This is a genomic window from Hyphomicrobium sp. 2TAF46, from assembly GCF_052114865.1.
In the GTDB taxonomy this organism is placed as follows: Bacteria; Pseudomonadota; Alphaproteobacteria; order Rhizobiales; family Hyphomicrobiaceae; genus Hyphomicrobium_B.
Genome location: NZ_JBFRFO010000005.1, coordinates 238,394 through 260,653, shown reverse-complemented (window position 1 = coordinate 260,653; position 22,260 = coordinate 238,394). Strand labels below are relative to the sequence as shown.

General features: G+C 61.5%; 21 protein-coding genes. 15 read left to right on the top strand and 6 right to left on the bottom strand.

Features of this window, described 5'->3' with window-relative positions; all coding sequences use genetic code 11:
- Nucleotides 1-321 precede the first annotated feature (321 nt).
- From AB4Z24_RS12625 to mutT, 4 genes are all read left to right on the top strand, one after another.
- Entirely contained in the window at nt 322-1,242 is a 921-nt protein-coding gene (locus AB4Z24_RS12625) for a peptidylprolyl isomerase (RefSeq protein ID WP_441708588.1), read from the top strand.
- 105 nt (nt 1,243-1,347) lie between these two features.
- Nucleotides 1,348-2,595 carry a bifunctional glutamate N-acetyltransferase/amino-acid acetyltransferase ArgJ gene (gene argJ, locus AB4Z24_RS12620; protein ID WP_441708586.1) on the top strand — a complete coding sequence of 416 codons (1,248 nt, stop codon included), beginning with the start codon at nt 1,348-1,350 and terminating at the stop codon, nt 2,593-2,595.
- A gap of 14 nt (nt 2,596-2,609) precedes the next feature.
- The gene (locus AB4Z24_RS12615) at nt 2,610-3,269 is read left to right on the top strand and encodes a thiopurine S-methyltransferase (protein WP_441708584.1); all 660 of its coding nucleotides are present in this window, start codon (nt 2,610-2,612) and stop codon (nt 3,267-3,269) included.
- Complete coding sequence (gene mutT / locus AB4Z24_RS12610) at nt 3,266-3,688, top strand: 8-oxo-dGTP diphosphatase MutT (protein WP_441708582.1); 423 nt, start codon at nt 3,266-3,268, stop codon at nt 3,686-3,688. The genes AB4Z24_RS12615 and mutT overlap by 4 nt, the downstream gene beginning before the upstream one ends.
- Here the strand turns inward: mutT and AB4Z24_RS12605 are convergent.
- The gene (locus tag AB4Z24_RS12605) at nt 3,651-4,547 is read right to left on the bottom strand and encodes a methyltransferase domain-containing protein (protein ID WP_441708580.1); all 897 of its coding nucleotides are present in this window, start codon (nt 4,545-4,547) and stop codon (nt 3,651-3,653) included. The genes mutT and AB4Z24_RS12605 overlap by 38 nt on opposite strands.
- 101 nt (nt 4,548-4,648) lie before the next feature.
- On the opposite strand from AB4Z24_RS12605, the gene AB4Z24_RS12600 reads away from it, so the two are divergent.
- The 9 genes from AB4Z24_RS12600 to AB4Z24_RS12560 all read left to right on the top strand — a co-directional run bounded on the left by AB4Z24_RS12600 (nt 4,649) and on the right by AB4Z24_RS12560 (nt 12,361).
- Nucleotides 4,649-5,461 (top strand): ComF family protein, encoded by an 813-nt coding sequence (locus AB4Z24_RS12600; protein ID WP_441708578.1) that lies wholly within the window; start codon nt 4,649-4,651, stop codon nt 5,459-5,461.
- 126 nt (nt 5,462-5,587) lie between these two features.
- The gene (gene grxC / locus AB4Z24_RS12595; protein WP_441708576.1) at nt 5,588-5,848 is read left to right on the top strand and encodes a glutaredoxin 3; all 261 of its coding nucleotides are present in this window, start codon (nt 5,588-5,590) and stop codon (nt 5,846-5,848) included.
- A gap of 2 nt (nt 5,849-5,850) precedes the next feature.
- Entirely contained in the window at nt 5,851-6,726 is an 876-nt protein-coding gene (locus AB4Z24_RS12590; RefSeq protein WP_441708574.1) for a carbon-nitrogen hydrolase family protein, read from the top strand.
- Nucleotides 6,723-7,160 carry a DUF1178 family protein gene (locus tag AB4Z24_RS12585; protein WP_441708573.1) on the top strand — a complete coding sequence of 146 codons (438 nt, stop codon included), beginning with the start codon at nt 6,723-6,725 and terminating at the stop codon, nt 7,158-7,160. Before AB4Z24_RS12590 ends, AB4Z24_RS12585 begins: the two co-directional genes overlap by 4 nt.
- A 136-nt stretch (nt 7,161-7,296) precedes the next feature.
- A complete protein-coding gene (gene bioB, locus AB4Z24_RS12580; protein ID WP_441708571.1) occupies nt 7,297-8,367 on the top strand; it encodes a biotin synthase BioB in 1,071 nt (356 codons plus the stop codon).
- Nucleotides 8,351-9,484: an 8-amino-7-oxononanoate synthase gene (locus tag AB4Z24_RS12575; RefSeq protein WP_441708569.1), complete on the top strand. Its 1,134-nt coding sequence runs from the start codon at nt 8,351-8,353 to the stop codon at nt 9,482-9,484. Before bioB ends, AB4Z24_RS12575 begins: the two co-directional genes overlap by 17 nt.
- Nucleotides 9,481-10,128, top strand: a complete 648-nt coding sequence (gene bioD, locus AB4Z24_RS12570) for a dethiobiotin synthase (protein ID WP_441708567.1) — start codon at nt 9,481-9,483, stop codon at nt 10,126-10,128. The genes AB4Z24_RS12575 and bioD overlap by 4 nt, the downstream gene beginning before the upstream one ends.
- Complete coding sequence (locus AB4Z24_RS12565) at nt 10,125-11,384, top strand: adenosylmethionine--8-amino-7-oxononanoate transaminase (protein WP_441708565.1); 1,260 nt, start codon at nt 10,125-10,127, stop codon at nt 11,382-11,384. Before bioD ends, AB4Z24_RS12565 begins: the two co-directional genes overlap by 4 nt.
- Nucleotides 11,381-12,361 carry a beta-ketoacyl-ACP synthase III gene (locus AB4Z24_RS12560; RefSeq protein ID WP_441708563.1) on the top strand — a complete coding sequence of 327 codons (981 nt, stop codon included), beginning with the start codon at nt 11,381-11,383 and terminating at the stop codon, nt 12,359-12,361. Before AB4Z24_RS12565 ends, AB4Z24_RS12560 begins: the two co-directional genes overlap by 4 nt.
- 26 nt (nt 12,362-12,387) lie before the next feature.
- On the opposite strand, the gene AB4Z24_RS12555 is transcribed toward AB4Z24_RS12560, so the two are convergent.
- The 5 genes from AB4Z24_RS12555 to AB4Z24_RS12535 all read right to left on the bottom strand — a co-directional run bounded on the left by AB4Z24_RS12555 (nt 12,388) and on the right by AB4Z24_RS12535 (nt 20,538).
- Complete coding sequence (locus AB4Z24_RS12555) at nt 12,388-12,969, bottom strand: YceI family protein (RefSeq protein WP_441708561.1); 582 nt, start codon at nt 12,967-12,969, stop codon at nt 12,388-12,390.
- 27 nt (nt 12,970-12,996) lie between these two features.
- Nucleotides 12,997-13,548: a cytochrome b gene (locus AB4Z24_RS12550; RefSeq protein WP_441708559.1), complete on the bottom strand. Its 552-nt coding sequence runs from the start codon at nt 13,546-13,548 to the stop codon at nt 12,997-12,999.
- Nucleotides 13,549-13,638: 90 nt separating this feature from the next.
- Nucleotides 13,639-14,544, bottom strand: coding sequence for a transglutaminase family protein (locus AB4Z24_RS12545; RefSeq protein WP_441708557.1), 906 nt, complete (start codon nt 14,542-14,544; stop codon nt 13,639-13,641).
- On the bottom strand, nt 14,541-17,108 hold the full coding sequence (locus AB4Z24_RS12540) for a circularly permuted type 2 ATP-grasp protein (RefSeq protein ID WP_441708555.1): 2,568 nt from the start codon (nt 17,106-17,108) through the stop codon (nt 14,541-14,543). Before AB4Z24_RS12540 ends, AB4Z24_RS12545 begins: the two co-directional genes overlap by 4 nt.
- 127 nt (nt 17,109-17,235) lie before the next feature.
- Entirely contained in the window at nt 17,236-20,538 is a 3,303-nt protein-coding gene (locus AB4Z24_RS12535) for a transglutaminase family protein (RefSeq protein ID WP_441708553.1), read from the bottom strand.
- 330 nt (nt 20,539-20,868) lie between these two features.
- Between AB4Z24_RS12535 and AB4Z24_RS12530 the strand changes: the two genes are divergently transcribed.
- Nucleotides 20,869-21,948, top strand: coding sequence for a zinc-binding metallopeptidase family protein (locus AB4Z24_RS12530; protein WP_441708551.1), 1,080 nt, complete (start codon nt 20,869-20,871; stop codon nt 21,946-21,948).
- 84 nt (nt 21,949-22,032) lie between these two features.
- Entirely contained in the window at nt 22,033-22,218 is a 186-nt protein-coding gene (locus AB4Z24_RS12525; RefSeq protein ID WP_441708549.1) for a hypothetical protein, read from the top strand.
- Nucleotides 22,219-22,260: the final 42 nt, after the last annotated feature.

Sequence of the window (22,260 nt, the reverse complement as noted above, 5' to 3'; positions counted from 1 at the left end):
ACGCGGCAAGGCACATTCCCCGCCGCGGCTGCGTCAACGTTCCCCCAGCGCTGCGAATTGCGCGGTCGACACGGGCCTCAAAAACCCGGCGCGATTAGGGGCAGACATAAGAACTAGCCCCCCTGACTGTCAATGTTCTGCGCTAGACCTCCGACGTAGGAGATTTTCTCCTTGTGGCCAAGATTTAACTTGGTTTTCGTGCCTTGGACCGCTATCGAAGCGCGCTTGCCGGCCGCCCGCGTGCGGTGTCGCCGTCGTGCCCAGACGAGGCTCGAGACGGTAGTTTCAAGATCCTCAACCCCCAATGCGGAGCCGACGCTGATGAAGCGCATCCCCCTCATTCTCATGACTTTCGCGCTGGCGGGTTTTGCCGCACCCCTGACAGCGGTTGCCGACGACAAGGTCGTCGCCACGATCGACGGCAGACCCATCACGGAAGGCGATCTTGCTGTGGCGGAGAGCGAAATCGGCTCCGACATGGGCACCATGCCGGCGGACCAGAAGCGCACGTCGCTGCTCGAATTTCTCATCGACAATCAGCTTTTTGCCGAAGCTGCCGAAGGCGCGAAGCTGAACCAGGGCGCCGACTTCGAAACCCGGCTCAACTACTTGAAACGGCGGGCACTTCGTGAGCTGTACTTCGAAAAAGTCATCAAGGCTTCGGTCACCGATGCTGATGCCCGCAAGATCTACGACGATCAAGTCAAGCTTTTGAAGCCTGAGGAAGAAGTATCGGCCCGGCATATTCTGGTCGCTACTGAAGACGAAGCCAAAGCTTTGAAAGAAAAAATCAACAAGGGCGCCGACTTTGCTCAGCTCGCCAAGGATAACTCGAAAGATCCGGGCTCCAAGGACGATGGCGGCAACCTCGGATACTTCGGTCACGGGCAAATGGTGCCGCAGTTCGAAGATATCGTGTTCAAGTTGAAGAAGGGCGAAGTCTCAGATCCGGTGAAGACGCAGTTCGGCTGGCACCTCGTGAAGCTCGAGGACCGGCGCACGAAGCAGCCGCCGGCATTCGACATCGTGAAGGACCGGATCGTTCAGTCCCTGCTGCTGCAGAAAGCACAACAGACGGCTGTCGGACTGCGCGGCAAGTCGAAGATCGAGATCGTCGATCCGGAGATCAAGAAGACGGTCGATGCTCGCAATGCGGCGATCCAGGCCCAGTCTAAGCCGGCAGCCGCTGAACCGCCCAAGGACGCTCCGAAGGATGCACCGGCGCAGGCGCCGAAGCCCTAAGCTTCCGCTTTTTACTTTCAGTCTCATAGTTCTGTTCGGGCCGCTTGATTATGGCGGCCCGATCTGTTTCAGGGGGAGCCTCATACCCTGACCGGAGATCTCACTATGGGCAAAGTCTCGAGCGTTTCGCCGTTCGCACCCAAGACCCTCGCTAAATTGCCCATCATCGACGGCGTCGCGTTCGCGACTGCCGAGGCCGGCATTCGCTACAAAAACCGCACCGACCTTTTGCTCGCCGTACTCGACGAAGGGACGTCGGTCGCCGGCGTTCTGACCCAATCGAAGACGGCATCCGCGCCGGTGCTCGCCTGCCGCAAGCATCTGAAAAAGGGGGAAGCCCGGGCCCTCGTCGTCAATTCCGGCAATGCCAATGCCTTCACGGGCAAAAAGGGCAGCGACGCGGTGGACATTACGGTTGCACACGCCGCTCAGGCCGCCGGATGCAAACCGCATGAGGTTTTTGTGGCCTCGACGGGCGTCATCGGCGAACCGCTCGACGCTGAAAAGTTCGCGCATCTTCTCGGTGGCCTCGCGACTGAGGCCAAGCCCGACGCGTTCGAAAAGGCGGCGCGGGCGATCATGACGACGGACACCTTTCCGAAGCTCGCGACACGGACGGCGCTGATCGGCGATGTCGAGGTCACGATCAACGGTTTCTGCAAAGGCGCCGGCATGATCGCGCCCGATATGGCGACGATGCTGTGCTTCATCTTCACGGATGCTGCCATTTCATCCGATGCATTGCAGGAACTTTTGGCCGAGCACGCCGAGACGACGTTCAACTGCATGACGGTCGATGGCGATACCTCGACCAGCGACACCTGCCTGATGTTCGCGACAGGTAAAGCCGAAGCTCGTGGACAAAAGCCCATCACAAAGGCCAAGTCGAAGAAGCTGCAGGCGTTCTCCGAGGCGCTTTACGACTTGATGCGCGATCTCGCGATCCAGGTCGCGAAGGACGGCGAGGGCCTGACGAAGTTCGTGACGTTCGAAGTCGGCGGCGCGAAGTCCTGGCAGGCGGCGCGGACAATAGCGCTCGCCTGTGCCAATTCTCCCATTCTCAAGACGGCAATCGCCGGAGAAGATCCGAACTGGGGTCGCGTCGTGATGGCCGTCGGCAAATCCGGCGAAGCCGCCAATCGCGACAGGCTTTCGATCTGGTTCGGCCCCTATTGCGTGGCGCGGGACGGTGAGCGGGCTGAGGATTACGATGAGAAAACCGTCGCCGCATACATGAAGAACGCCGAAATCCTCATTCGCGTAGACGTCGGCGTTGGCAAATCGGGCGCACGGGTTTGGACGTGCGACCTCACCCACGGGTACGTTTCGATCAATGCCGATTACCGGAGCTGAAAAGCTGAGCACTCATGGATAAGGCGTTCTGGCACGAGCGCTGGCAGCGCCACGAGATTGGATTTCACCAGCAGCGGATCCATGCGCTGCTCCTGCGCTATTGGCCGAAACTCGCCTTGCCCCGGGAGGGCGCAGTCTTCGTTCCGCTTGCCGGGAAAAGCCGCGACATGGCTTGGCTTGCGACGCAAGGGCATCGCGTCATCGGCGTTGAACTGTCGGACGTTGCGGTGCGCGAATTCTTCGACGAATGCGGGCTGGTGCCGAACCGCTCTTCAGCGGGAGGATTCGAAATCTTTTCCGCCGGGCCATTCGAGCTTTATTGCGGTGATTTTTTCGACCTGCCCGGCAGCGTCCTGAAGGACGTCGTTGCCGTCTACGACCGCGCGGCGCTGATCGCGCTGCCGCCCGAAATGCGCGCCTCTTACGCGGAGGCACTCGCCCGGATCTTGCCGCGCGAGGCGAGCATCTTTCTGATTGCGATCGATTATCCGGAGGGCGAGATCACGGGTCCGCCGTTTTCGGTTTCGCCCGATGAGGTTCGGCGCCTTTACGGGGATTGGTTCGAGATCGAGGTGCTGGAGAGCCGCGATGGTCTTGCGGACAGCGAAAACCTCAAAAAACGCGGCGTGACGCGCCTTGAGGAAACGGCCTACTTGCTAAGGCGACGCTCATGAAGCCGTTGGTTCTCGTCGCCGCCGTCGCGCTCATCGACGACGACAAGCGCGTGCTGATTGCCCAGCGCCCGGAAGGAAAGTCCATGGCCGGTCTCTGGGAATTTCCCGGCGGCAAAGTGGAGCCCGGCGAAACGCCCGAAGACGCGCTTTGCCGCGAGATCAAGGAAGAGCTCGACATCGAGCTTTGCCGGACATGCCTCGCGCCGTTCAACTTCGCCAGCCACGCGTATGAAAATTTCCATCTGCTGATGCCGCTCTACATTTGCCGGACGTGGGACGGCGAGATTACGCCTCGCGAAGGCCAAACCGTGAAATGGGTTAGGGCGCTCGACCTCAACCGCTATCCGATGCCGCCGGCCGACGAACCGCTCATCCCGTGGCTCAGAGATCTTTTGAGCGAGGCTTCAGCACATCTTTGAGGCTGACCTCGGCCGACCCTGGCCGTAGCGGCTTCTGCTGGCTTTCGTGGGGTGCCCAGCCCGTCAGCGTGACGATTTCGAAGGTCGCCGGAACGCGGCCGCCGGGACGACCGAACCGTTCCTGATAGATTTCCGCCGCACGAAGCAGGAGGCCACGCGTCACCGGCGTGCGGCGCCGCTCCGTTAGCGGATTGCTCGCTGCCATGGCCTTTATTTCCTGCATCAACGCGAGAGGCGACGCGTACGTCACTTCGATCACGTCATTGTCGGCGACCGGCAGAGCGAAGCCCGCGCGCTGGAGAAGTCCTCCAAGCTCGCGAACATCGGCGAACGGGGCAACGCGCGGGGACGCGCCGCCTAGCACCTCATCCTCAGCCAGAATCCAAGCCTCGCGCAGTTCTTTGAGGGTTTCCCCGCCGAGCAGGGCGCCGAGAAAAAGCCCGTCGGGCTTCAAGGCGCGACCGATCTGGATGAGCGCTCCCGGCAGATCATTGACCAGGTGCAAGGAAAGGCCGGAAACGACGAGATCGAGGCTCGCCGCCGCGAATGGCAGCGCTTCGTCGTCGGCGACGACTTTCAGGCCGTGCGCCCGTCCGAGGCTCACGAGGGATGGTTCGACATCGATGATGGTGCCAATTGCCGGAAGCGCCCGCAGCCGCTCGGCCAAGAGCCCGTGATAGGCACCGAGACTGACGGCAACCGGAAAGTTCCGGCGCACGAGGGAAAGGCGCTCGGCGAAATCTTCGGCGACCCGCTCGAGCAGGAAATCCGGAAGGTTCGTGCCGCTGGTCGTCTGGGCGACGCGGTCACGCCGGGTTCTGATGGATTTGCGGTCGAAAATTTGCGGTGCGCCGGGCATCGCTCGTCTTTCCAGTAGAGTGAGACCCTGGCCTGCAACTCGAAGCCCGGGTCCGCATCGAAGCTCTCGCTGGCGTTAGCGCGTTGCGCTAGGGTTGCGCAATGTCGAACAGTAACACGGTTGCACAGGACGGCACGAACGATGGCCCGGGCAGCGAGTCGGCCGTGCTGTCGCGTAGCCGCGTTTTCACTCGGCTCGGACGAGCAGCCCTCGACATGCTGTTGCCGCCGGTCTGCCTCGGCTGCCGCGTCCGGATCATGGATCACGACGCCCTTTGCCCGTCGTGCTGGCGGCAGATCAACTTCGTCCGGCCCCCGCTTTGCGATCGGCTGGGGCTGCCTCTCGCCATCGATACCGGCGCGCCGGCGCTCTCGGCAGCAGCAGTCGCGGATCCGCCGGATTACGATCGGGCACGGGCGGTCGCCGGATTCGACGGGCTGATGCGGGTCCTGGTTCATGGCTTCAAGTTTCACGATAGCCATAACGCGCGGCGTCTGTTCGGGAGATGGCTCGCGGAGGCCGGGCGCGAGCTTCTGGCCGACGCCGACCTCCTCGTCCCGGTGCCGCTCGCTCGGTGGCGGCTGTTGGCGCGGAGATTTAACCAAGCGCAAATTCTGGCGGCGGAGGCCGGACGGCGGTCGGGAAAGCCGGTCAATCCGTTCGCGCTCGTGCGGTCCCGTTCGACCGCGCATCAAGTCGGTCTGACCCGGGCGCAGCGCCTCAAAAATGTGGCAGGCGTCTTCCGTATCCCTCCGAGCGAATTGCCGAATATCTCTGGAAAAGCCATAGTTCTGGTCGACGATGTCATCACGAGCGGCGCAACGGCTTCCGCGGCAGCCCGGACCTTGAAACGGGCCGGTGCTCGCAAAGTCGATGTCCTGGCTCTTGCGATTGTTTCAGAACGATATTCCTGACATTGCAAAGGGCGTGGCATAGGCGCGGCACAGCGGCGCAAATCAGCGATGCAAGGTTGCGTGACCTCGCGAACGGTTTAGTTTTGATTCGAACTATTCAGTGGCGTGTTGAGAGGCGCCGAAGAAATGCAGAAGGTGACGGTCTATACCGCTGGCAATTGCTGTTACTGCCACATGGCCAAAGACCTATTGCGGCGCAAAGGCGCCGCCTTCGAGGAGATCGACCTTACCGGTCGCAATGATTTGCGTGCTGACCTAAGCTCGCGGGCTGGCGGCCGGAGAACGGTTCCGCAAATCTGGATCGGGGACGTTCACGTCGGTGGTTGCGACGACCTTTACGACCTCGAGCGCAGCGGCCGCCTCGATACACTTTTGGCAGCATCCTGATCATGTCCTCGCGAACCAAGACAGCCTTCCGCGCCGCTCTCGTCCAAATGCGAGCCGGTCGCGACGTCGAGCGTAACGTCGCCGACGCCGTGGCGCTCGTTAACGAAGCGGCGGAGCGCGGAGCAAACTACATTCAGACGCCCGAGTGCACGACGCTCATGGAGCTCGAGCCGGAACGTCTCATGGCGGTGACGAAGCCTGAAGACGGCAATGCTGCGCTCGCGGCCTTCATCGACGCGGCCCGTACGCGTAAGGTTTGGCTTCACATCGGGTCCATGGCGGTGAAAGTCGGCGAGCGGAAACTTGCCAATCGCGCCTACGTCATCGCGCCGGATGGGACAGTCGCAGCGCGCTACGACAAGATCCATATGTTCGATGTCGATCTCGGCGGTGGCGAGTCCTACAGCGAGAGCGTGAACTATCAAGCCGGACCGAGCGCCATTCTCACCGAAATTCCCTGGGGGCGGCTCGGGCTGACCATTTGCTACGATCTGCGCTTTCCGGCTCTGCATCGGGCGCTGGCGAAGGCTGGAGCCAAGTTCATCGCCGCGCCCGCAGCCTTCACGCGCACAACAGGCGAAGCCCACTGGCATACGCTTCTCAAGGCACGCGCCATCGAGACGGGCACGTATATTCTCGCGGCCGGCCAGGGCGGGCGCCACGAAAACGGGCGGGAAACGTTCGGACACAGTCTGATCATTTCACCGTGGGGCGAAGTTCTGGCGGAAGCGGGGGTTGATCCGGGCGTCGTGATTGCCGATATCGACTCTGCCTACGTCGATCAGGTGCGGAGTAGAATTCCGTCACTGACGCACGACCGCGATTTCAATATCGTGGTCGCCAACTCGAAGGCACCGTCACCGGTGCACGGATCGTGATCAAATATCGTCTGGGATGTCCGTCCGGTCATGAGTTCGAAAGCTGGTTTCGCGCCAGCGCCGACTACGACGCGCAAGCGCTCGCGGGGGAGATCGCCTGTCCGCTGTGCGGATCAATCGATATCTCGAAGCAGCCGATGGCTCCGTCGATCGTGACCAATCCTTCGGTGGCTGCGCGCCCTGCGAAAGCCCACTCGACGCAAGGCGGAGACGCCAAGGCGGCGCTCGAGGCGCTGCGCGCCATCAAGAAGAGCATATTCGAGAACTCGGAAGATGTCGGCGCGCGCTTCGCCGACGAAGCGCGCAAGATGCATTTCGGCGAAATCGAAGAACGGCACATTCGCGGAAGCTCGACTCTGGAAGAGGCGAAAGAGCTTGTCCAAGAAGGGGTTCCGTTTGGTATCCTACCGGCGCTCCCCGAAGATCTTAACTAAAAGCACTCTCTCGCCGTTTTCCGGCGCCGTCGCCGGTTCAGAGAGGCATTTTGGCGGTTGCTAGCCGGGGCGGAAGCGGTGCAAACATCATCTCCGGATCGGGGGCTCAGTCCGTCCCCGTGGAGATAGCACCCGAATGACATCAACCGTTAGCCGTCTCGATGCCTCTGCTCTTGCCAACAGCCGTGGGGGTCCTGCAATCCGCCACGACTGGACGAGCGCCGAAGCGCTGGCGCTCTATGAGCTTCCGCTCATGGATTTGCTTTTCCGCGCCCAAAGCGTGCACCGGACGTCTTTCGACCCGAACAAAGTCCAGATGAGCCGCCTCCTGTCGATCAAGACGGGAGGCTGCGCCGAAGATTGCGGCTATTGCAGCCAGTCGGCGCACCACAAGACCGGCCTCAAAGCTTCGAAGCTGATGGAAGTCGAGCGCGTCATCTCGGAAGCCAAGAAGGCGAAGGCCGCAGGCGCGACGCGGTATTGCATGGGCGCCGCGTGGCGCAGCCCCAAGGCGCGGGACATGGACGTCGTCGTCGCCATGGTGGAGGGCGTCAAGTCGCTCGGCATGGAAACCTGCATGACGCTCGGCATGCTTTCGGACGACGATATCGTCAAGCTGCGCGATGCCGGCCTCGACTACTACAATCACAATGTCGATACGTCGGAAGCCTATTACGACAAAATCATAACGACGCGGACATACGCAGACCGGCTGGATACGCTGGCGCGGGTTCGCGATGCGGGCATGAAGGTCTGCTCGGGCGGCATCGTTGGCATGGGAGAAGAGCGCCAAGACCGGGTCGACATGCTCGTGACGCTCGCCAACCTCGAAGAGCATCCCGAAAGCGTTCCGATCAATATGCTGATCGCCATTCCGGGGACACCGCTCGAAAACACCAAGCAGATCGACCCCATCGATTTCGTGCGCACGATTGCGGTCGCCCGCATCATGATGCCGAAGTCTTTCGTGCGCCTCTCGGCCGGTCGCACGGAAATGAGCGACGAGATGCAGGCGCTTTGCTTTTTTGCCGGCGCCAATTCGGTGTTCGTCGGCGAAACGCTGCTGACTGCGGAAAATCCGGGTGAAGACAAGGACAGCACGCTTTTTGCCAAGCTCGGTCTTTCGGCCCTCGAAATCGACGTCGCCGAGCCTCACGGGACGGAGCTGAACTCCACTGTGGTTCAACGGGATGCCTGCCAATCATGAGCGTGCGCTCGACGCGCTCCTCCGCCGCGGGCGTTTGAGAACGCTCGAAACGGCGCACGGCATCGATTTCACATCGAACGATTATCTCGGGCTCGCGCAGTCGCGCGAGCTGGCGCAGGCGGTCGAGCAGGCGATCGCTCGCGGTGTGCCCGTCGGCGCCGGGGGATCGCGCCTCTTGCGCGGCAATCACGATGAACACGAGGTGCTCGAACAGGAAGCCGCGCGCTTTTTCGGCGGCGAGACTGCGCTGTTCTTCGGCGGCGGCTTCATTGCTAATTCGGCTCTGCTCTCGACCCTTCCGGCGCGCGGCGACCTGATCGTCTACGACGAATACATTCATGCGAGCGCTCACGACGGAATGCGCTTGTCGAAGGCAACAGCGGTCGCGGTTCGCCATAACGATGTACAGGCCTTCGAGGAAGCAATCGCGAGCTGGCGGCGGGACGGCGGGACGGGACAACCGTGGATCGTCATCGAAAGCCTTTACAGCATGGACGGCGACCGCGCGCCGATCGGTGATCTCTACGCCATCGCGCGGCGGCACGATGCGATGCTCATCGTCGACGAAGCCCACGCGACCGGCGTTTTCGGACCAGATGGCCGTGGACTCGCAGCCGATCTCGAAGGCAACGACAACGTCATCAGCTTGCACACTTGCGGCAAGGGGCTTGGCGTCATGGGCGCATTGGTGATCGCGCCGCGCGTCATCCGCGATTTCCTCGTCAATCGCGGACGCCCCTTCATTTATGCCACAGCGCCGTCGCCGCTGATCGCAGCGACCGTGCGTGCGGCACTCGCGATCTGCCAAACGCAGCCCGAGCGGCGCGAGCGTCTCATTGGTCTCGTCGCGCATGCGGCGCGCGAACTTAGTGCGAAGACTCGCTTCGTGCCCTCCGGCTCGCAGATCCTGCCGCTGGTCGTCGGCGGCGACGCTCCTGCGGTGGCGCTTGCGAAGTCGATGCAGAGACGCGGCTACGACATCCGCGCGATCCGTCCGCCGACGGTTCCGGAAGGAACCTCCCGGCTGCGACTGACGATAACGCTCAACGTCGGCGAAGGGCACATCACGCGTCTTGTCGACGATATCGCCGCGGCCGAAGCGGAGACCGCGGCATGACCATTCGCATCGTCGTCGCCGCCACCGGAACGGATGTCGGCAAAACCGTTTTTTCCGCAGCGCTCACGAACGCCCTCGACGGCTATTACTGGAAGCCGGTACAGGCGGGATTGGCAAACGAGACCGATGCCGAGACGGTCAACCGGCTGACGCGCGTTCCCGAATCCCGGATTCTTCCCGAGAGGTACCGGTTGAATACGCCCGCCTCACCGCACTTTGCGGCCGAGATCGACGGCATCGAGATCGACGCGAAGACACTTTCTCCATTCGGTCTGCCGACGCCACTCGTCATCGAAACGGCGGGCGGACTCATGGTGCCCTTGACGCGGCGGCTGTTGCAGATCGATCTCTTGGCCCAGTGGAGACTGCCCGTCATTCTTTGCGCTTCGACGGCACTCGGCACGATCAATCATTCGCTGCTGTCGATCGAAGCCCTGAAACGCCGGGCCATTCCGATCCTCGGCGTCGCCTTCATCGGCGGCGAAAATGCCGACAGCGAGCGCACGATCGCAACGTTTGGTGCCGTGAGACGGCTCGGGCGGCTGCCACGTCTCGACGTTCTCGACGCGGACACGCTGCAGTCCGCGTTCGCCCAGAATTTTTCGGTGGCGGACGTTCTCGATATCGGGGCCGTGGGCCCATGACGTCCTCGTCGATCTGGCATCCGTTCACGCAACATGCACTCGAACCGTCGATGACGCACATCGCGCGGGCTGAAGGTGCGTGGCTCGAGACACCTCAAGGTAAGCGCATTTTCGATGGTGTCTCGTCGTGGTGGGTCATCACGCACGGCCATCGGCATCCGAAGATCATCGAAGCCATTCGCGCGCAGGCCGAGCAGCTCGACCAGGTCATCTTCGCGGGCTTCACGCATGAACCTGCGGAAGCCGTTGCGGCAGGTCTCTTAAAGATTGTGCCAGAAGGTCTGCGCCACGTGTTCTTTTCCGACAGCGGCTCGACGTCGGTCGAAGTCGCTCTTAAGATGGCTCTGGGCTATTGGAAGAATACGGGCCAGCCGCGCACGCGCATCCTCGCATTGGAAGATGCTTATCACGGCGACACCATCGGCACGATGTCGGCGGGCGCACGCGGCGTGTTCAACGCGGCTTACGAACCCTTGCTTTTTGAAGTCGGCCGGATTCCGTTGCCCAAACCGCACCATGCGCAGCCGACGTTCGATGCGCTCGAAATCGCGTGCCGGAAAGGCGATGTCGCGGCGTTCATTTGCGAACCGTTGATCCTCGGCGCTGGCGGCATGCTGATGTACGACGCCGAGGCGCTGAAGGAAATGCATCGGATCTGCAAGGCCCACGATGTGCTCTTCATTGCAGATGAGGTGATGACGTGCTTCGGGCGCACAGGAACAGTGTTTGCGTGCGAGCAGGCGGGCATATCTCCGGACATCCTGTGCATCGCCAAAGGACTGACGGGCGGATCTTTGCCGCTTGCGGTTACGATGTGCACGGCTCCCATCTACGACGCCCATCTTTCGAAAGACCGTTCGCGGACGTTTTTTCATTCGAGCTCGTACACGGCCAATCCGATTGCCTGCGCCTCAGCCGCTGCCAATCTCGATATCTGGCGGACGGAGCCGGTCATCGAGCGGATATTGGCGCTCAAGCAGAACCAGGCCTTGTGCCTCAAGGACCTCGAATCCGACTCTCGCTTCTCGAACTTACGGCAGCTTGGTACGATAACGGCTTTCGAGCTTACCAGCGCACAAGGCGGCTATCTGGCCGATATCGCGCTAACGCTCCGCGCGCTACTGCTGGAGCGTGGCGTTCTTCTTCGGCCTTTGGGATCGACCATTTACGTTATGCCGCCTTACTGCACGACCAAGGATGAACTCAGATTCGTCTACCGCAGCATCGTTGAAGCTGTCGATGAGGTGCTGGCATGACGGGCGTCGAAATCATCGGCTTTGGGCACTACGCGCCGGAGCGCATTGTTCCGAATAGCGAGATCGAGGCGCGGCTTGGTCTCGAGACCGGATGGATCAAGCGGCGGACCGGAATTGAGCGGCGCCGGTATGCCGCCGACGGCGAAGCGCTTTCCGATATCGCGGTAAAAGCCGGCGACATGGCCTTGGCTCGTGCAGGACTTTCGCGCGACGACGTCGGGTTGCTGCTGCTTGCGACTTCGACGCCCGATCACCTGCTGCCGCCATCGGCACCGCTTGTTGCGCATCGTCTCGGATTGACGGCCGCAGGGGCGATCGACATGGCGGGCGCGTGCGCCGGCTTCATCTATGCACTGACCCTTGCCGACAGTCTGGTTAGAACGCAGCAAACGCCCGTTCTCGTCATTGCGGCGAATATTCTTTCCCGCCGCATCAACGAAGCCGACCGAGCCAGCAGTGTGCTTTTCGCCGATGCCGCGGGCGCCGTCTTGCTCGCGCCGAGCGCGCGGCCGGATGCCGGAATTCAAGGCGCGCATCTCTCGAGCAAAGGGCAGCAGTACGACCTGATCACCATACCTGGTGGCGGCAGCCGCAAGCCCTTTTCGAAGATCACCGATCCAAAAGACGTGCTGATGGTCATGAACGACGGCAAAGCCGTTTATGCCGGGGCCGTCGCGATGATGACCGAGTGCGCGGAGAAGGCGTTGGCGAAGGCCGGAGTTTCCACGGGACAGGTCGATCATCTCATCCCGCATCAAGCCAACGCGCGGATGATCAACACAATCGCGCATCAGCTCGAAATTGCGCCCGACCGCCTGCGCTCGACGATTGAGGACTTCGGCAACAGCTCCGCCGCAACAATTCCGTTCACGCTTTCGGTCACGGCGGAAGAGAAGCCCTATGCGGCGGGCGATACCGTACTGCTGACCGCGGCGGGCGCCGGATTGACCGGCGGCGCCGCAGTCTTTCGTTGGTAGATCGTTGGTAGATTCTGGCGCTTTCGCTACTGGCGAATGCCCTCGATGTTGAGCTCGAGTTCTACCGTTTTGGCGGCGGGCCCCAGATCGCGCTTGATGCCGAAATCGGCGAGCGTCAATTCCGTCGTGCCGGTGAAGCCGTCGCGATAACCGCCCCAGGGGTCCTTGCCACCGCCGATGCGTGCAGCATCGATCGTGATTTCCTTCGTGACGCCGTGAAGCGTGAGCTTGCCCGTGATCTTCGCCTTGTCCGATCCCTCGGCCTTGACACTGGTGCTTTCGAAGGTTGCAGACGGGAATCCATCGGTGTCGAGCAGATCGGCGGCGCGCAGATGCTTGTCGCGCTCAGCGTGGTTGGTATCGACGCTCGCAGTGTCGATTTCAACCTTCACCTTGGAAGCATCGGGGTTCTTTTCGTCGAACGAAAAGGTACCCGAGAACCTGTCGAAGCGTCCGGTCAGCCAGCTGAAGCCGAGGTGCTTGATGCGGAAGCTGATCGAAGCATGAGCGTTCTTCGTGTCGATGACGTAGTCAGCGGCGGTCGCCGGCAGCGCCGTCAGCAGTGCAACCGACGTGGAGACGGCGAGAGCCGCTAGTCTAAGTTTCATTGACGTCTTTCCTCTTTTTTGGATAGGTCATTCAGTTGGCGGGCCCGACCACATGCGACGCAGAGTTGCGCTCTTGTCGATGTAGTGATGCTTCAAAGCGGCGAGCGTATGAAGGGCGGCGAGCGCGATGGTGCCGTAGGCCAGAATTTTGTGAACGTAGCCTGCGCGGCTCTCAAGCCCGTGCATTTGGAAGACCGAGGGGACTTTGAACCAGCCGAAGACGCTGATCGGTTCGCCGCCTGCGGTCGAGATCAGATAGCCGCTGACGAGTAGCGCCAGCAGAAGAACGTAAAAACCCCAGTGAACCGCGTAGGATGCTTTCTGCTCGAGCTGAGACAGATCCGCATCCGATGGCCTGACGTTGGCGGCCCGCCAAGTCCAGCGGACGATCAGCACGAATAGAAGCAGCATGCCGACGCTGCGGTGAATATCCGGCGCGGAATTGTAGTATGGGCTGTAATAGTCGAGCCGCACCATCCACAGGCCGAGGACGAACATGGCGACGATCGCGATCGCCATCAGCCAATGGAAAAGCCGCGAAACGATCCCGTAGCCTTCCGATGTATCGCGAACAAGCATCATTACCCCAAGCCGGCGCCCTGCAGGGTCAAATGCGGGCAACAAACAGCTCTTTCAAGAGGGCACAAAAAGGTAACCGTTCTCGACGGTTCAGCGTCCGCTCAAGGCGTCGGCCGGCGCTCCGGCAATCATATTGACGTCGACGCCAACGCTAACGGAATGCTCGCCGCCGCCGCGCAGAACGCCGCTGATCGGGCTCACGTCATCATAGTCACGGCCGTAGGCGACTGTCACATGCTCGTCACGCACGACGATGCCGTTGGTCGGATCGAGATCCACCCAGCCGTATTCCGGCGTCCAGACCGAAATCCAGGCGTGCGAGGCGTCCGCGCCTTGCAACTTCGGCCGGCCCGGCGGCGGCCGCGTGTGGAGATAGCCGCTGACGTAGCGCGCCGGAATACGAAGAGACCGGAGACACGCCAGCGCGGCATGCGCGAAGTCCTGGCAGACCCCGCGCTTGGTCCGGAAGACCTGACTCAAGGGCGTCGAGACATCGGTTGCGTGCGGATCGAAGGTGAAATCGTTGTACATCCGCAAAACGAAATCCATCGCCGCGTCGAGCACGGGCCGGCCGGGTGTAAACGACGGCGCGGCGTAATCGACGATTTCGAGCGTTGGCAACGTGAGGCGCGAGGCGCAGCGAAACATCAGCACATTGACGTCGCGTTCGCGGTTTGCATCGAGAAGCTTGTCATCGAGACGATCCCACGACGTCGTGGCGAGAAGATTGACCGGCGAAGCGCTGAGTTTCTCGACCGTGCTGCGCGCGGTTAGCACAAGCTCTCTATGTTGGGATTCGATATCGAGAATGATGCCGATGTTTCCGAATGCGTCGATTCCATCCTGCCGGGACGCGGGCGCTGGTTCGACCGTCAGGCTGTGATGACGGACGATCTGTCCGGGCAGCGTGCGCGGCGTCACATGCACGAGGTGCAGTGACTGCACGACCATCGAGCGATAGCGGTAATGAGTCTTATGCACGATATCGAAAATCATAGCGAGGGTTCGACCCTCGTGTGAGTCCGGTGAGGAGCCTCGTCCATCACATTGAAATAGTGCCGCGTTATTTCGTTGGACAGTTCGGGCAGCATCTCGAGCTGGTCCATCAGGAGCCGTTGAAGCATCGTGCCGCTTTCTTCCTTCGACATGCCCTCGATATCGGCCATGCGGAGCGACGTCAGAAGGGCGAGAATCAGTCGGCGATCTTCCGGCAATCCCGCTCCCTGGTGCGTATCGGGAAGGCTTTCGAGATGGCGGGCAATCGCAGAGAGCTGATAGGCGAGGCTGCGCGGATTGGCTTCGTCAAGCAAAAGCAGATCGAGCACCAGCGGCAGCATGGGATCGAGCCGGTAGCGCGAACGATAGGTGATGAAGCTGTCGGCCAGCTCAAGCAGAAGTAACAGGCTGCTCGACGTTTCTTCCGGATCGGGAGTCGGAATGAACAGCGTGAGGATCGCCTCGCTGAGATTTTGCGCGCGCTCGATGCGCCGACCCATGTCGAGGAATGACCAGCCGAAATTGCGCGTCATATTTTCGTGCATGAAGCCATTGAAGGCGGCGATGGACGCGAGCCCTTCGTCCAGCACGTCGAGGACTTCGAGCGGCTGCGCCGAATTCAGGGCTTCCCTCCAGCGTTCGCCGGGGCGGAACTTCGTCAGTGTTTGCCAGGCTTCGAGCGACAGGCGATCGCGCACGAGGTGGGCGACGCGATAGAGCCCGTCAAGCGTGCGCTCGAGCGTTCGCGAACCAAGTCCGTTGGCGATGAGGCGTTCGCAAAGGCGCTCGATTTCGGCGTCGGGCGGCGTCTCACGGCTTTCGGACGCGAGGCCCAGATCCTTGCCAAGCAGCACTTCCAGGCATTTGCGCGCTGCGCGGCGTCCGGTATCCGGGACGCTATCTTCCTCTATTCGCCGGAGTGCTCCGCGCAGGACGCGCATGGTCCAGTCGGCGCGCTCGCTGTAGCGGCCGAGCCAGAACAGATCGTCGGCAACACGGCTTTGAATAACGCGTTGCGACCGTTCGATACGCGTCGTTGCGAGAGTCGGCCGCCATAGGCTGACGTGCGGGCCAAGTTCGCTTTCGGACAGAACCCATACGTCGCGCGTCCGGCCGTCGGGGGCGCTCAACGCAACAGAATGCTCGGGGTCTATGCTCATCGCGAGCCCGCCCGGCATGACTTGATATCCGGACGCGGTTCTGCAGGCGAAGAGGCGCACCGCAAACGGTTTCGGCACGAGGGCGTCGCGGCCAAGGATCGGCGCGGAGCTGAAGCCGACCTTTTCTTCAGCAACCAGCGTTGCGCCGTGAAGCTCTATTTCCCGTTTCAACTTTTCGCGCTCCGGCGCAGAAAGCCCACGGGCTTCCCATCCGCGCGCGGCTTGGCCCGGCCGTCCGGTGCCTTCCTGCGCCTTGCGGATAATGAACTTGTCAGACTGAGAAAAGACTTCGCGCCGCGATTCAGGATCACCGAGCCAGCGACGGGAAGCGTCCTTGAGTTCGAGATCTTCACCGAGAACCTGACGGGCGAGTTCCGGCAAATACGGTCCGAGGCCGCGGTTCTGTGCGAGTGCCGTTCCGATCGCGTTGACCACGATGCGCGGCGACCTACGGCAGACGCGGAGCAAGCCGGAAGGACCGATGAAGCCCGCCGAGTCGAGTTCGAGAGGATCGCTCGATTTCCCGTCGATGCAGCGCACGAGAAGGTCAATCTCTTTCAGGCCTTCGAGCGTCTTCAGATAGACCTGCTCGTTCCGCGTTTTGAGATCGTGGCCTTCGATGAGCAGATAGCCGAGGTAGCGCGCGAGATAGGCGTGCGAGAAATAGTCTTCATGGTGCGGCCCCGGCGTCATCAACGCGATGCGCGCATTCTCGCGGCCGCTGTGCAGCGTCAGCGTTGCCTGAAGCTCCTGGAAATACGGGGCCAGACGGCGGGCGTTGCAGTCGCGAAAGAGATCGCCGGCGACGTGCGTGTGCACGACGCGGTTGGCGAGCGCGAAGCCGATGCCGGCGAGCGTTTCGGTGTGATTGTCGATGACGTGCCATTCGCCGTCTTCGCCGCGGGCAATATCAGCGGCGTAGAACATCAAGCCGCCCGCGTTCGGCAGCACGCCGTTGGCCGGTGCGAGATAGGCAGCATCGGAGAAAATCAGCTCGGCAGGCAATAGCCCGTCGCGCAGCAGCTTCTGCTCGCCGTAGACGTCATTCAACAGGGCATCGAAGAGCCGGGCGCGCTGAATGAGTGCTCTTTCCAAGCCGTGCCATTCGCTTGCCGAAATGACGATGGGCAAGAGATCGAGCGTCCAGCGTTGCGGGGTGGTGTGGGGGTCGGCGAAAATATCGTAGGCGATGCCGGTCTCGCGGACGCGCAATGCAAGACGGCCAGAGCGAGACTGGCGTTCGGCTTCGGGAAGCTCGGCCAATCCCCCAAGAAGCCGTTGCCAATGCGCGCGGACCGAACCCGAAGCGTCCAGCAGCTCGTCAAAGCCCGCTATCTCCTTGCGCCGGTAGGCACTCAAGAGATCGGACAATGGCTGCTCTGTCGTTGCCGCTGCCGTCGTCATTCCGACCGATCCACGCCGCGACGTCCTCCCCCAAATCGACGAGCGCACTATCGTGCGCCGAACCGCGCTCCGCAAGCGACGGCGCGCCGCGACGAGGCGTAACAGCCAAGTCCACGCAGCCCGCACCTCATCCCGGACTGCGGCGCAGGTCGAGCGTGCATGGATAATCCGGGTTAACGCTTTCGCGTCTGATGGACATCGGACCCGCGGTGTGGCCCTCCGCATCGAAACGGGCGAGGCGGCGGCCTTCGGCCTCGTAGGCATTGATCGGGAAGACCTCAAAATTGCGTCCGCCCGGATGCGCGACGTAATAGCGGCCGCCGCCGATCGAACGGCCGCTCCAGGTATCGACGATGTCGAACGCGAGCGGCACGTGCGGCTGGATTGTCGGGTGCAAAGCGGACGGCGGCCACCAGGCGCGATAGCGGACGCCGGCGACGGCTTCGCCCCAGTTCCCGGTCGGGGCCAGCGGCAGCGGACGGCCGTTGCACGTCACGACGTAGCGATCGCCCGTCTGGCCTTTGACCTTCACCTCGACGCGTTCCAGCGAAGAATCGACATAGCGTGCCGTGCCGCCAGCAACGCTCTCCTCGCCGAGAACGTGCCACGGCTCGAGCGCCTGACGCAGCTCGAGTGTGATGTTCGACGCCGACACAGTGCCGTATAGCGGAAAGCGGAATTCAAAGTGCGGCTGGAACCATTCGAGCTCGACCGGCAGGTTCGCGGCTTTGAGATCGCCAATGATCGTTGCCAAGTCGGACCAGAGATAATGCGGCAGCATGAACCGATCATGCAGTGCCGTTCCCCACCGCACGAGCTTCTGGCGATAGGGCTTTTCCCAGAACATCGCGATCAGCGCGCGCAGCAAAAGCTGCTGAGCGAGGCTCATGCGCGCGTGCGGCGGCATCTCGAAGGAGCGAAACTCGACAAGGCCCAGTCGGCCGGTCGGGCTATCTGGCGAATAGAGCTTATCGATGCAGATCTCGGCGCGATGGGTGTTGCCCGAGACGTCGATCAACAGGTTGCGGAAGAGCCGGTCGATGAGCCATGCCGGGATATTTCCGGCGCCGGGATTCGGAACCTGCGAAAGCGCGATCTCAAGCTCATAGAGCGCTTCATGGCGACCTTCGTCGGCGCGCGGTGCCTGGCTCGTCGGGCCGATGAACATGCCGGAAAAGAAATAGGAAAGCGCCGGATGGTTTTGCCAATAGGCAATGACGGAGGCCAAGAGATCGGGACGGCGCAGGAATGGACTGTCGGCCGGTTCCATGCCGCCGAGGACGATGTGATTGCCGCCGCCGGTTCCGGTATGCCTGCCGTCGAGCATGAACTTTTCGGCGCAAAGGCGCGCATTGTGCGCTTCCTCGTAAAGCGCGGTCGTGATCGCAACCGTGCTTTCCCAACTCGACGAGGGATGAATGTTGACCTCGATAACGCCGGGGTCGGGCGTCACCTTGATGACATTGAAGCGCGCATCCGGCGGTGGATTGTAGCCTTCGATTTGGACCGGAACGCCGGTGTCCTTCGCGGCTTCCTCGATCGCAGCGACGAGGGCCGCATAGTCTTCTGCATCCGTCAGCGGCGGCATGAACACGCAAATGGCGTTGCCACGCGGCTCGATAGTCAGCGCGGTTCTGACAGTGCCTGCGATTTCGGGCGTAATCTCGATCGGCGTTGCGGGCTTCGCAGCTTCGAGCGTCACGACGCGGCGTTGGTGGAGCAGAACCGCGCGCTCGGGTAGCGGCCGCGATGGGCTCATCGGATCGCGCGGGATGACGTTCGATTGCTCGATTGGTGCGAGCACCGGGAACGATTGCAATGGAAGGCGGAAGCCAGCCGGAGAATCGCCCGGGACGAGAAAGAGGTGTGCGCGGCGTAGCGCCCAACGTTCCGTGACCCAGCGGCGGCCGCGATCCGCCGTCTGCCAGGCTTGTATCGGAAGCACGTAGCTCGCGATGCTCCCCAGTCCACGATCAAAGACGCGGGCGATCCGTTCGCGCTCTGCCGGGTCCTCCAGCTTATTGGCTTCGGCCGTGACGTTGACCGGCAGCTTGCGCTCGACAAGGAGAAAATGCGCCGGATCTTCATAGGCGGGAATGGCGCTATCGGCCGGGAGGCCGAGCTTGGCGCAGAGGCCTCGCATTAGGTTATCGGCATCCTCGATCATCGCGGGACGGGCGACGTTCTCGCTGACGATCAGGTCCTGGTTTTCCCAGAGCGGAAGGCCATCGCCGCGCCAGTAAAGCGCAAAGGCCCAGCGCGGAAGCTGTTCGCCCGGATACCATTTGCCTTGACCATAGTGGAGCAGTCCGCCGGGAGCGAAGCGACGCTGCAGGCGGCGGATCAAATCATCAGCATAGCGACGTTTTGTCGGCCCGACGGCGGCGGTGTTCCATTCGGCGCCTTCCATGTCGTCAGCGGCGACGAAGGTCGGCTCGCCGCCCATGCTGAGGCGGACGTCGCCTTCGACGAGACGCTGATCGATCGTCTTGCCTGCAGCAACGATGGTGTTCCAAGTGTCGTCATCGTAGGGCTTCGTGACGCGCGGGGTCTCGCGAATGCGCGTCACTGCCATCTTGAAGTCGAATGAGACTTCCGCCTTCGTGTGGCTACCGCTGATAGGCGCGGCGCTGACAGGATGCGGCGTGGCGGCGAGAGGAATGTGACCTTCGCCAGCCAATAGGCCAGACGTCGCGTCAAGACCGATCCATCCGGCGCCCGGAATATAAACCTCAGTCCAGGCATGGAGATCGGTAAAGTCCGTATCAGCGCCTGCCGGGCCATCGAGAGACTTCACGTCGGGCTTCAACTGAATGAGGTAGCCCGATACAAACCGCGCGGCGAGGCCGACGTTGCGCAAGATTTGGGTCAGAAGCCACGCGCTGTCGCGGCAAGATCCGGAACCTTTCGCGAGTGTTTCCTCGGGCGTTTGAACACCCGGTTCCATGCGGATCAGATAGCTGACATCGCCCTGCACCATGCGATTGAGGTCGCAGATGAAGTCGATCGTCGTCTGCGATTTGGGAACGATCTTCTTGAGATAGCGCTCGAGATTTGGGCCGAGAGGAGCCGCGACGAGGTACGGCGCGAGTTCCTTCTTCAAAACGTCGTCGTAAGCGAACGGCCAGGCTTGTGCCTTTTCCTCGATGAAGAAATCGAACGGATTGATGACCGCCATATCCGCCACGAGATCGACGGTGACGGAGAATTCGGTGGTTTCTTCCGGAATGACGACGCGCGCGAGAAAGTTGCCGAACGGATCCTGCTGCCAGTTCAGGAAGTGCTCTTTCGGCGTGACCGTCAGCGAGTAGCTGAGAATGGGTGTTCGGCAATGTGGTGCCGGGCGGAGGCGGATCACCTGCGGCGCCATGCTCACCCGTCGATCGTAGCGGTAGCTCGTTTGATGGGTCAGCGCGACGTGAAGGACCATGAACCGGCAGTATCCCTATTTGATCGATCGCAGCGTAACCGAGCCTTCACCGAAGGCTTGGCCCTGACCGCGGAAACGAAATGGTCCCAACTGCGTTACCGGGCCAAAAGTTGTGGTACAAGCGTGGGGTAGCCTAAAAAGTACGCAGTTGACCATTCTGCTTTACGTTTGAGCAGAGTGCCTGCGAAAATTGAGGCCCAGTGCGATTAATAAGGGCATCTGAGTGTCATATCGGCAAGGTCAGACGTTCCGCCTGAAAGCCGCTGCTGGCATTCCGCAGCAGGCCCCGGCTAAGACCTTTGCCGGGCCTTGGGGCCATCGGTACGCGGCATGAAGAATTACGCCTGCTCGCACTGCGGAAACACCGTGTACTTTGAAAACGTGAAGTGCGTGAAATGCAAGAATACGCTCGGCTTCGATGCTGGCGAATTGGCAATCGTCGCGATCAAGGAAACCGGCCTTAGTGAGGTGACGCCCGAGGCGCCTATCTTTCGCAAGCTCAGCAGCACGCCGCACGACGTTCCGATGCGATTTTGCGCAAATGCCGAGTTTGGCGTTTGCAACTGGCTAACGCCTGAATCCGAAAGCAACATCTTTTGCAAGGCTTGCGACCTCAATCGCCTCATACCGAACCTCTCGGAACCCGGTAGCCTGCCGGCGTGGCGCGCACTGGAGCACGCAAAAAAGCGCCTTGTGTATTCTCTCATCCGGTTCGGTTTGCCATTCGATGGCCGAGCTTCGGCGAAAGGTCCGCTGACCTTCGATTTCGTACGTAATGCTCTCACGGGCCACCTCGACGGCGTTGTTACAATCGACGTCAGCGAGGCCGATGCCGTCGAACGCGAACGGCAACGGCAGCACTTCGACGAGCCCTATCGTTCGCTGCTCGGTCATCTCCGACACGAGAGCGGGCATTATTATTGGATGGTGCTTGTCGAAGAGGCCGGGCGGCTCGACGCGTTTCGCGCGCTTTTCGGGGATGAACGCGAGGATTACGACGCGGCGCTGGCGCGCCATCATAGCGCCGGTCCCGCACCCGACTGGCAGGAGAACCACGTTTCCGCCTATGCGAGCGCGCATCCGTGGGAAGACTGGGCCGAGACCTGGGCGCATTATCTGCACATGGTCGATGCGCTCGATACGGCCGAGGCCGAGGGCATGGAAGGCCACGGGCTTCGGCTCGACCTCCGCGACGACATCTATTCGAGTGTGACGTTCGACACGCTGATGGCGAGATGGGTGCCGTTGACTATCGCCATGAACAGCCTCAGCCGCAGCATGGGCCACGACGATTTCTATCCCTTCGTGATACCGGGCGCCGCTTACGAGAAACTCGCGTTCGTGCATCGGGTTATTCACGAACGGGCAGAGCAGCCGGCGGCCCAGGCTGTTGCCGAGGCCAAAGTTTAAACTTGACTCACTAAGTATACTTTCGCTTAATGGGCCCATTCGCCATTTGCGGGGCCTTGAACCCCGATACTTTGGAGAGAACCCATGAAACACTCGCATCTCAGCGGTGAGCGGCTCGACGTGCGCGATAATACAGACGCCGTGCTTGCCGCATCGATGTTCGCTGCCTCAGTCGGAATGATTTGGGATTTGGCTACCGGCCATATCTCTGCCTTCGACCGCATGCTCTCAAATTTGTCGGAAGACGAACGGCCTGACGACGAATCCTGAACTTTAGAGCGCGCCACATCGAAACCGACACACGGATGAGCA

Excerpts from the sequence above, each read along its gene's own strand:
- AB4Z24_RS12625 (WP_441708588.1), top strand. The coding sequence starts at position 322 with ATGAAGCGCATCCCCCTCATTCTCATGACTTTCGCGCTGGCGGGTTTT.
- argJ (WP_441708586.1), top strand. The coding sequence starts at position 1,348 with ATGGGCAAAGTCTCGAGCGTTTCGCCGTTCGCACCCAAGACCCTCGCT.
- AB4Z24_RS12615 (WP_441708584.1), top strand. The coding sequence starts at position 2,610 with ATGGATAAGGCGTTCTGGCACGAGCGCTGGCAGCGCCACGAGATTGGA.
- mutT (WP_441708582.1), top strand. The coding sequence starts at position 3,266 with ATGAAGCCGTTGGTTCTCGTCGCCGCCGTCGCGCTCATCGACGACGAC.
- AB4Z24_RS12605 (WP_441708580.1), bottom strand. The coding sequence starts at position 4,547 with ATGCCCGGCGCACCGCAAATTTTCGACCGCAAATCCATCAGAACCCGG.
- AB4Z24_RS12600 (WP_441708578.1), top strand. The coding sequence starts at position 4,649 with ATGTCGAACAGTAACACGGTTGCACAGGACGGCACGAACGATGGCCCG.
- grxC (WP_441708576.1), top strand. The coding sequence starts at position 5,588 with ATGCAGAAGGTGACGGTCTATACCGCTGGCAATTGCTGTTACTGCCAC.
- AB4Z24_RS12590 (WP_441708574.1), top strand. The coding sequence starts at position 5,851 with ATGTCCTCGCGAACCAAGACAGCCTTCCGCGCCGCTCTCGTCCAAATG.
- bioB (WP_441708571.1), top strand. The coding sequence starts at position 7,297 with ATGACATCAACCGTTAGCCGTCTCGATGCCTCTGCTCTTGCCAACAGC.
- AB4Z24_RS12575 (WP_441708569.1), top strand. The coding sequence starts at position 8,351 with ATGCCTGCCAATCATGAGCGTGCGCTCGACGCGCTCCTCCGCCGCGGG.
- bioD (WP_441708567.1), top strand. The coding sequence starts at position 9,481 with ATGACCATTCGCATCGTCGTCGCCGCCACCGGAACGGATGTCGGCAAA.
- AB4Z24_RS12565 (WP_441708565.1), top strand. The coding sequence starts at position 10,125 with ATGACGTCCTCGTCGATCTGGCATCCGTTCACGCAACATGCACTCGAA.
- AB4Z24_RS12560 (WP_441708563.1), top strand. The coding sequence starts at position 11,381 with ATGACGGGCGTCGAAATCATCGGCTTTGGGCACTACGCGCCGGAGCGC.
- AB4Z24_RS12555 (WP_441708561.1), bottom strand. The coding sequence starts at position 12,969 with ATGAAACTTAGACTAGCGGCTCTCGCCGTCTCCACGTCGGTTGCACTG.
- AB4Z24_RS12550 (WP_441708559.1), bottom strand. The coding sequence starts at position 13,548 with ATGCTTGTTCGCGATACATCGGAAGGCTACGGGATCGTTTCGCGGCTT.
- AB4Z24_RS12545 (WP_441708557.1), bottom strand. The coding sequence starts at position 14,544 with ATGATTTTCGATATCGTGCATAAGACTCATTACCGCTATCGCTCGATG.
- AB4Z24_RS12540 (WP_441708555.1), bottom strand. The coding sequence starts at position 17,108 with ATGACGACGGCAGCGGCAACGACAGAGCAGCCATTGTCCGATCTCTTG.
- AB4Z24_RS12535 (WP_441708553.1), bottom strand. The coding sequence starts at position 20,538 with ATGGTCCTTCACGTCGCGCTGACCCATCAAACGAGCTACCGCTACGAT.
- AB4Z24_RS12530 (WP_441708551.1), top strand. The coding sequence starts at position 20,869 with ATGAAGAATTACGCCTGCTCGCACTGCGGAAACACCGTGTACTTTGAA.
- AB4Z24_RS12525 (WP_441708549.1), top strand. The coding sequence starts at position 22,033 with ATGAAACACTCGCATCTCAGCGGTGAGCGGCTCGACGTGCGCGATAAT.